Genomic DNA, 7221 nt, shown 5'->3' on the forward strand with positions numbered 1-7221 from the left:
CCGGCTCCGGCCGTACGTTCCTCCTAAGCCCGCTCCGCTCAGGGCGAACCCGGCCACCGGCCGCCTCCCGCCCTCTAGGCTGGGCCCGTGTCTCCGTACGATCCGCTCTCCGGTCCGCCGCCGGACACCCCGCGGCCCCTCTTCGACGCGGCCGCCGCCCGCCGGCTGCGCCTCGCCCTCGGTATGGAACCGGGCCATGTCGCCCACGGGGTGCGCGCCTCCTACGGGATGCCGTGGGTGGACGCGGCGACGGTGCTGGACTGGGAGGAGGGCCACTCCTCCCCCACCGCGGCCGAACTCACCGCCCTCGCGGGCGCGTTGTGGTGCGCCCCGGGTGAACTCCTGGGCGCCGCGGGGACGTTGCGCGAGCACCGGCTGGCCCGCGGCCTCGCCCCGGAGGATGTGGCGCTCGCCTCCGGCGTCTCCATCCAGGACTATCTGCGGATGGAGGAGGAGGGACAGTGGCGCGGCTCCGACCGGCAGTCGACGGCACTGGCGGACGTACTGGCGCTGACGCCACGGGAGTTCGCCCATGTCACCGGCCGCGACGAGGAGCTGACCCGGCTGCTGCACAGCGCGGTCACCACCCGCTGGCAGGCGTATGTACGGCCGGTGGTGAAGCTGCTGCCGCTGCCCCGGCGGCAGGTGGCGCAGGCGCTGGAGCGGCTGTACCAGGACTACCAGACGGGTATGGCCGGCACCCTCTCCTGGGTCGGCGGCGCCGCGCAGGCCAGAGCCCGGGAGGCCGGCCAGGACTTCCTGGACGGCATCCTGGACCGCTTCTGGCGCCTCGCGGAACCGGACTCCCCGAGCGACGGACCTAGCCACCTCCGCCCCTGACCCACCACGCTGCGATACGGGCCAACACCCGCCGCGCCGACCCGAGTTGAGCCGGCGCCGGCGGAAAGGTCCCGGCTAGAAGACCGACTCCGCCTCGGCCATGCGGTGCGCCGGTACCCGCTTGAGTTCGGTGACGGCCTCGGCGAGGGGGACCATCTCCACCTCGGTGCCGCGCAGGGACGTCATCCGCCCGTACTCGCCCCGGTGCGCCGCCTCCACCGCGTGCCAGCCGAAGCGGGTGGCCAGCACCCTGTCGTAGGCGGTGGGGGTGCCGCCGCGCTGGACGTGGCCGAGGATGACCGGTTTGGCCTCCTTGCCGAGACGGCGGGCCAGTTCGTAGGCGAGGGCGGTGCCGATGCCCTGGAAGCGCTCATGGCCGAACTGGTCGATCTCGCCCTTGCGGTAGTCCATGGTGCCCTCCGCCGGGTGCGCGCCCTCGGCCACACAGATCACGGCGAACTTCTTGCCGCGGGCGAAGCGCTCCTCGACCATCTTGACCAGGTCGGCCGGGTCGAAGGGCCGCTCCGGCAGGCAGATGCCGTGCGCGCCGCCGGCCATCCCGGACTCCAGCGCGATCCAGCCCGCGTGCCGCCCCATCACCTCGACGACCATCACCCGCTGGTGCGACTCGGCGGTGGTCTTGAGCCGGTCCATCGCCTCGGTGGCCACCCCGACCGCGGTGTCGAAGCCGAAGGTGCGGTCGGTGGCCGAGATGTCGTTGTCGATGGTCTTGGGCACGCCGACCACCGGTACCCCGGCCTCGTCCAGCATCCGGGCGGCGGTCAGCGTGCCCTCGCCGCCGATCGGGATGAGCGCGTCGAAGCCGATCTCGCGGACGAGTTGGGTGGCGTTCTCGCAGGCCGCGCGGAAGCGGGCGCGCTCCAGGCGGGACGAGCCGAGGATGGTGCCGCCGCGGGACAGGATGCCGCTGACCGCGTTCAGGTCGAGGGTGCGGAAACGGCCGTCGAGGAGGCCCGCGTAGCCGTCCTCGAAGCCGATGACCTCGTCGCCGTAGTGCGTCACGGCGCGGTGCACGACCGAGCGGATCACTGCGTTCAGGCCGGGGCAGTCGCCGCCCGCGGTGAGGACTCCGATGCGCATCGTGCTGTGTCTCCTGCTCCCTGCGGTCCGGGTGGGGCCGCTGCGATTCTGTCACGGTGCCCCGGACGCGGTGGCCCCCGGCCCCCGCCGGCGGAGGGCCGGGAGCCCGCCCGCCGGGCGCCCGCGCCTCCCGCGGGGGTACCGTCGGGTGGACCCAGCCAGGAACAGCCGGCCCAGCATGACCCCCGGGACCCTTCGCCCCCCACCAGGTTTCATCGGGGTTTCGTCGGGTTCGCCATGGGCGGGCGGCGGGGTCGGCCGAGGAAACGGAGAGCACACGTGACGCGCAGCGTGTACGTGACGGGGATCGAACGCGGCGACGGCCGGCAGGTCGTGGACCTGGGGGTGATGGAGCTGCTGACCCGCCAGATCGACCGGGTCGGCGTCTTCCGCCCCCTGGTGCACGACGGCCCGGACCGCCTCTTCGACCTGCTGCGGGCCCGCTACCGGCTCGCCCAGGATCCGCGCACCGCCTACGGCCTCATGTACCACGAGGCCGCCACCGTCCGGGCCGAGCAGGGCACCGACGAGCTGGTGTCCCAACTGGTGGACCGCTTCCACGCGGTGGCCTCCGAGTACGAGGTGGTCCTGGTCCTCGGCACCGACTACGCCGAGACCCAGCTCCCGGACGAGCTGGCGCTCAACGCCCGGCTGGCCAACGAGTTCGGCGCCTCGGTGCTGCCGGTGGTCGGCGGCCGCGGCCAGACCGCCGACTCGGTACGCGCCGAGGCCCGCAACGCCTACCGCGCCTACGCGGTGCTGGGCTGCGACATCCCCGCCGTCTTCGTCAACCGGGTCTCCGCCGACGACCGCGAGGAGCTGCACCAGTGGCTCACCGCGGACCTCCCGGTGCCCTGCCATGTACTGCCCGACGAGCCCGCGCTGTCGGCGCCCACCGTCGCCCAGATCACCCAGGCCCTCGACGGCCGGGTGCTGCTCGGCGACACCGCGGGCCTGGCCCGGGACGCGCTGGACTTCGTCATCGGCGGCGCCATGCTGCCGAAGCTGCTGAGCGCACTGACCCCGGGGTGCCTGGTGGTGACGCCCGGGGACCGGGCCGACCTGGTGGTGGGCACCCTGGCCGCACACAGCGCCGGCACCCCGCCGGTCGCGGGGGTGCTGCTCACCCTCGGCGAGGAGCCCAGCAAGGAGGTGCTGACCCTCGCCGACCGCCTCGCCCCCGGCACCCCGGTGATCTCGGTACGCGGCAACAGCTTCCCCACCGCGACCGAACTCTTCACCCTGGAAGGGAAGTTGAACGCGGCCACGCCCCGCAAGGCGGAGACCGCGCTCGGCCTCTTCGAGCGGTACACCACCGGCAACGACCTGCTGGCCCGGATATCGGCGCCGCGCAGCGACCGCGTCACCCCGATGATGTTCGAGCACACCCTGCTGGAGCGGGCGCGCGCCGAGCGGCGCCGGGTGGTACTGCCGGAGGGCACCGAGGAGCGGGTGCTGCACGCCGCGGAGGTGCTGCTGCGCCGCGGGGTGTGCGATCTGACCCTGCTGGGCCCCGTCGACACCATCCGCAAGAAGGCCGCCGACCTCGGAATCGACCTGGGCGACACCCAGCTCGTCGACCCGGCCGGCTCGGACCTGCGGGACCGCTTCGCCGAGCGGTACGCGCAGTTGCGGGCCCACCGCGGGGTGACGGTGGAACTGGCGCACGACGTGGTCACCGACGCCACCTACTTCGGCACGCTGATGGTGCAGGAGGGGCTGGCGGACGGCATGGTGTCCGGTTCGGTGCACTCCACCGCGGCCACCATCCGGCCCGCGTTCGAGATCATCAGGACCCGGCCGGAGGCGGCCATCGTCTCCTCGGTCTTCTTCATGTGCCTGGCCGACCGGGTGCTGGTCTACGGGGACTGCGCGGTCAATCCGGACCCGGACGCCCGGCAGCTCGCCGATATCGCGGTGGAGTCCGCCGGGACCGCGGCCCGCTTCGGGGTGGAGCCGCGGATCGCGATGCTGTCGTACTCGACCGGCACCTCCGGCTCCGGCGCCGATGTGGACAAGGTGCGCGAGGCCACCGAACTGGTCCGGCAGCGCCGCGGCGACCTGCTGATCGAGGGCCCCATCCAGTACGACGCGGCGGTGGACCCCTCGGTGGCGGCGACCAAGCTGCCCTCGTCCCAGGTGGCCGGCCGGGCCACCGTGCTGATCTTCCCGGACCTGAACACCGGCAACAACACCTACAAGGCGGTGCAGCGCTCCGCCGGGGCGGTCGCCGTCGGCCCGGTCCTCCAGGGGCTGCGCAAGCCGGTCAACGACCTGTCCCGGGGCGCCCTGGTGCAGGACATCGTCAACACGGTGGCCATCACCGCCATCCAGGCGCAGAACCCGTAACGCCACCCGGCGCCCCTCCCCCGCTCCCGTCCCCGCAGCAGAAAGCACCCAGCCCGTGACCGCAGCGCCCGCACACCGCGTCCTCGTCCTCAACTCCGGCTCGTCCTCGCTGAAGTACCAGCTCATCGACATGGAATCGGCCGCCCGGCTGGCGGTGGGGCTGGTGGAGCGGATCGGTGAGCGGACCTCACGGCTGGTGCACACCCCGGGCAGCGGCGAGAAGCGGGAGCGCACCGGGCCCGTCGCGGACCACGACGCCGCGCTGAAGGCCGTCGCCCGGGAGCTCGCCGCGGATGGACTAGGGCTGGACTCGCCTCAACTGGCCGCGATCGGGCACCGGGTGGTGCACGGCGGCCGGCACTTCACCGAGCCGACGGTGATCGACGACGCGGTGCTCGGGGAGATCGAGCGGCTCATCCCCCTGGCGCCGCTGCACAACCCGGCGAACCTGCTGGGCATCCGCACCGCCATGGCGCTCCGCCCCGACCTGCCGCAGATCGCCGTCTTCGACACCGCCTTCCACACCACCATGCCGGAGTCGGCCGCCCGGTACGCGATCGACGTGGAGACCGCCGACGCGCACCGGATCCGCCGCTACGGCTTCCACGGCACCTCGCACGCCTATGTGTCCCGGGCCACGGCGGGGCTCCTCGGCAAGGACCCGGCGGAGGTGAACGTGATCGTGCTGCACCTGGGCAACGGCGCCTCGGCGTCCGCGGTCGAGGGCGGCCGCTGTGTGGACACCTCGATGGGCCTGACGCCCTTGGAGGGCCTGGTGATGGGTACGCGCTCCGGTGATGTGGACCCGGCGGTGGTGTTCCATCTGGCGCGGGTCGGAAAGATGCCGGTCGACGAGATCGACGTTCTGCTGAACCGGCGCAGCGGACTCATCGGCCTCTGCGGTGACAACGACATGCGGGAGATCCGGCGCCGCCGGGAAGCCGGCGACGAGCGCGCGAAGCTCGCCTTCGACATCTATGTGCACCGGCTGCGGAAATACATCGGGGCCTATTACGCGGTTCTCGGCCGGGTGGACGCGGTGGTGTTCACCGCGGGCGTCGGGGAGAACGAGTCCGTGGTGCGGGAAGCGGCTGTCGCCGGCCTGGAGGGCCTTGGCCTGGCGGTCGACGCCGAGCTCAACGCCGCCCGTTCGAGCGGGGCCCGGCTCGTTTCGCCGGCCGGCGCGCGGGTCGCGGTGGCGGTGGTCCCCACGGACGAGGAAATGGAGATCGCCCGGCAGACCTACGCCCTGGTAAGTCCCTGAAAAACGGCTGAATCACCCGGAGAACGAATACCGGAAGGCAAAGAGAAGAACACCTGAGCAACACAGCGCCCATTTGCATCTTCCGCCAGACGGAATATTCATCGCAGATTCCAACCGATAGGATCGCCCTATGCGCCGTTCCAAAATCGTCTGCACACTGGGCCCAGCCGTCGACTCGTACGAGCAGTTGAAATCGCTCATCGAGGCGGGGATGAACGTGGCCCGTTTCAACATGAGCCACGGATCGCAAGCCGACCACGAGGACCGGTACCGCCGCGTCCGCCGGGCCGGCGAGGAGACCGGGCACGCCATCGGCGTACTGGCCGACCTCCAGGGCCCCAAGATCCGTCTGGAGACCTTCGCGGAGGGACCGGTCGAGCTGGTCCGCGGCGACGAGTTCACCATCACCACCGAGGACGTACCGGGCGACAAGTCGATCTGCGGCACCACCTACAAGGGCCTGCCGGGCGATGTCTCGATCGGCGACCAGGTCCTCATCAACGACGGCAACGTCGAGCTGCGGGTCGTCGAGGTCGACGGCCCCCGGGTGAAGACCATCGTCGTCGAGGGCGGCGTGATCTCCGACCACAAGGGCATCAACCTGCCCGGCGCCGCGGTCAATGTGCCCGCGCTGTCGGAGAAGGACGTCGAGGACCTGAAGTTCGCGCTGCGGCTGGGCTGCGACATGATCGCCATGTCCTTCGTGCGGGACGCGGACGACATCAAGGACGTCCTGCGCATCATGGACGAGGAGGGCCGCCGGGTCCCCGTCATCGCCAAGGTGGAGAAGCCGCAGGCGGTGGCGAACATGGAGTCCGTGGTGATGGCCTTCGACGGCGTCATGGTGGCCCGCGGCGACCTGGCCGTGGAGTACCCGCTGGAGAAGGTCCCGATGGTGCAGAAGCGGCTCATCGAGCTGTGCCGCCGCAACGCCAAGCCGGTGATCGTGGCGACCCAGATGATGGAGTCGATGATCACCAACTCCCGCCCCACCCGCGCCGAGGCCTCCGATGTGGCCAACGCGATCCTGGACGGCGCGGACGCGGTGATGCTCTCCGCGGAGTCCTCGGTGGGCGCCTTCCCGGTCGAGACCGTAAAGACCATGTCGAAGATCGTCATCGCGGCGGAGGAGGAGCTGCTCTGCAAGGGCCTCCAGCCGCTGGTGCAGGGCAAGAAGCCACGTACGCAGGGTGGTTCGGTGGCGCGCGCCGCCTGTGAGATCGCGGACTTCCTCGGGGGCCGGGGCCTGGTCGCGTTCACCAAGTCCGGTGACACCGCCCGCCGGCTCTCCCGCTACCGCGCCGCGCAGCCCATCGTCGCCTTCACCACCGATGTCTCCACCCGCAACCAGCTCACCCTGAGCTGGGGCGTCGAGGCGTATGTGGTGCCGCATGTGGACAACACCGACGCCATGGTGGACCTGGTCGACGCCGAGCTGAAGAAGCTGAAGCGCTTCGGCGAGGGCGACATCGTGGTGATGACGGCCGGCTCGCCGCCCGGTGTGCCCGGCACCACCAACATGGTGCGCGTGCACCACCTGGGCGAGTCCACCGCCGGCTGACGGCCCGCGCCCGCCCGCACACGCCAGAGTGGCGCGGCGCCCCCCGGGGGGGGGGGGCCCAGGGGGGGAACACCCCGGGGGGTTAGGCCCGGTGGGGCCCCCCGCC

At 71.8% G+C, this 7221-nt stretch carries 5 protein-coding genes; 4 read left to right on the forward strand and 1 reads right to left on the reverse strand.

All coding sequences use genetic code 11. The features are described 5' to 3' along the window. The first annotated feature begins 87 nt into the window (after positions 1 to 87). Positions 88 to 840, forward strand: coding sequence for an XRE family transcriptional regulator (locus ACFVST_RS21015; RefSeq protein WP_390154031.1), 753 nt, complete (start codon positions 88 to 90; stop codon positions 838 to 840). Positions 841 to 915: 75 nt separating this feature from the next. On the opposite strand, the gene ACFVST_RS21020 is transcribed toward ACFVST_RS21015, so the two are convergent. Then, entirely contained in the window at positions 916 to 1941 is a 1026-nt protein-coding gene (locus ACFVST_RS21020; protein WP_390154034.1) for an ATP-dependent 6-phosphofructokinase, read from the reverse strand. 279 nt (positions 1942 to 2220) lie between these two features. Between ACFVST_RS21020 and pta the strand changes: the two genes are divergently transcribed. From pta to pyk, 3 genes are all read left to right on the forward strand, one after another. Continuing rightward, positions 2221 to 4290 carry a phosphate acetyltransferase gene (pta, locus tag ACFVST_RS21025; RefSeq protein WP_390154037.1) on the forward strand — a complete coding sequence of 690 codons (2070 nt, stop codon included), beginning with the start codon at positions 2221 to 2223 and terminating at the stop codon, positions 4288 to 4290. Positions 4291 to 4345: 55 nt separating this feature from the next. Beyond that, a complete protein-coding gene (locus tag ACFVST_RS21030; protein WP_390154040.1) occupies positions 4346 to 5554 on the forward strand; it encodes an acetate kinase in 1209 nt (402 codons plus the stop codon). Between the two features lie 130 nt (positions 5555 to 5684). Then, positions 5685 to 7115: a pyruvate kinase gene (pyk, locus tag ACFVST_RS21035; protein WP_390154043.1), complete on the forward strand. Its 1431-nt coding sequence runs from the start codon at positions 5685 to 5687 to the stop codon at positions 7113 to 7115. Positions 7116 to 7221: the final 106 nt, after the last annotated feature.

This window comes from Streptomyces sp. NPDC058045, assembly GCF_042885635.1.
Lineage (GTDB): Bacteria > Actinomycetota > Actinomycetes > Streptomycetales > Streptomycetaceae > Streptomyces.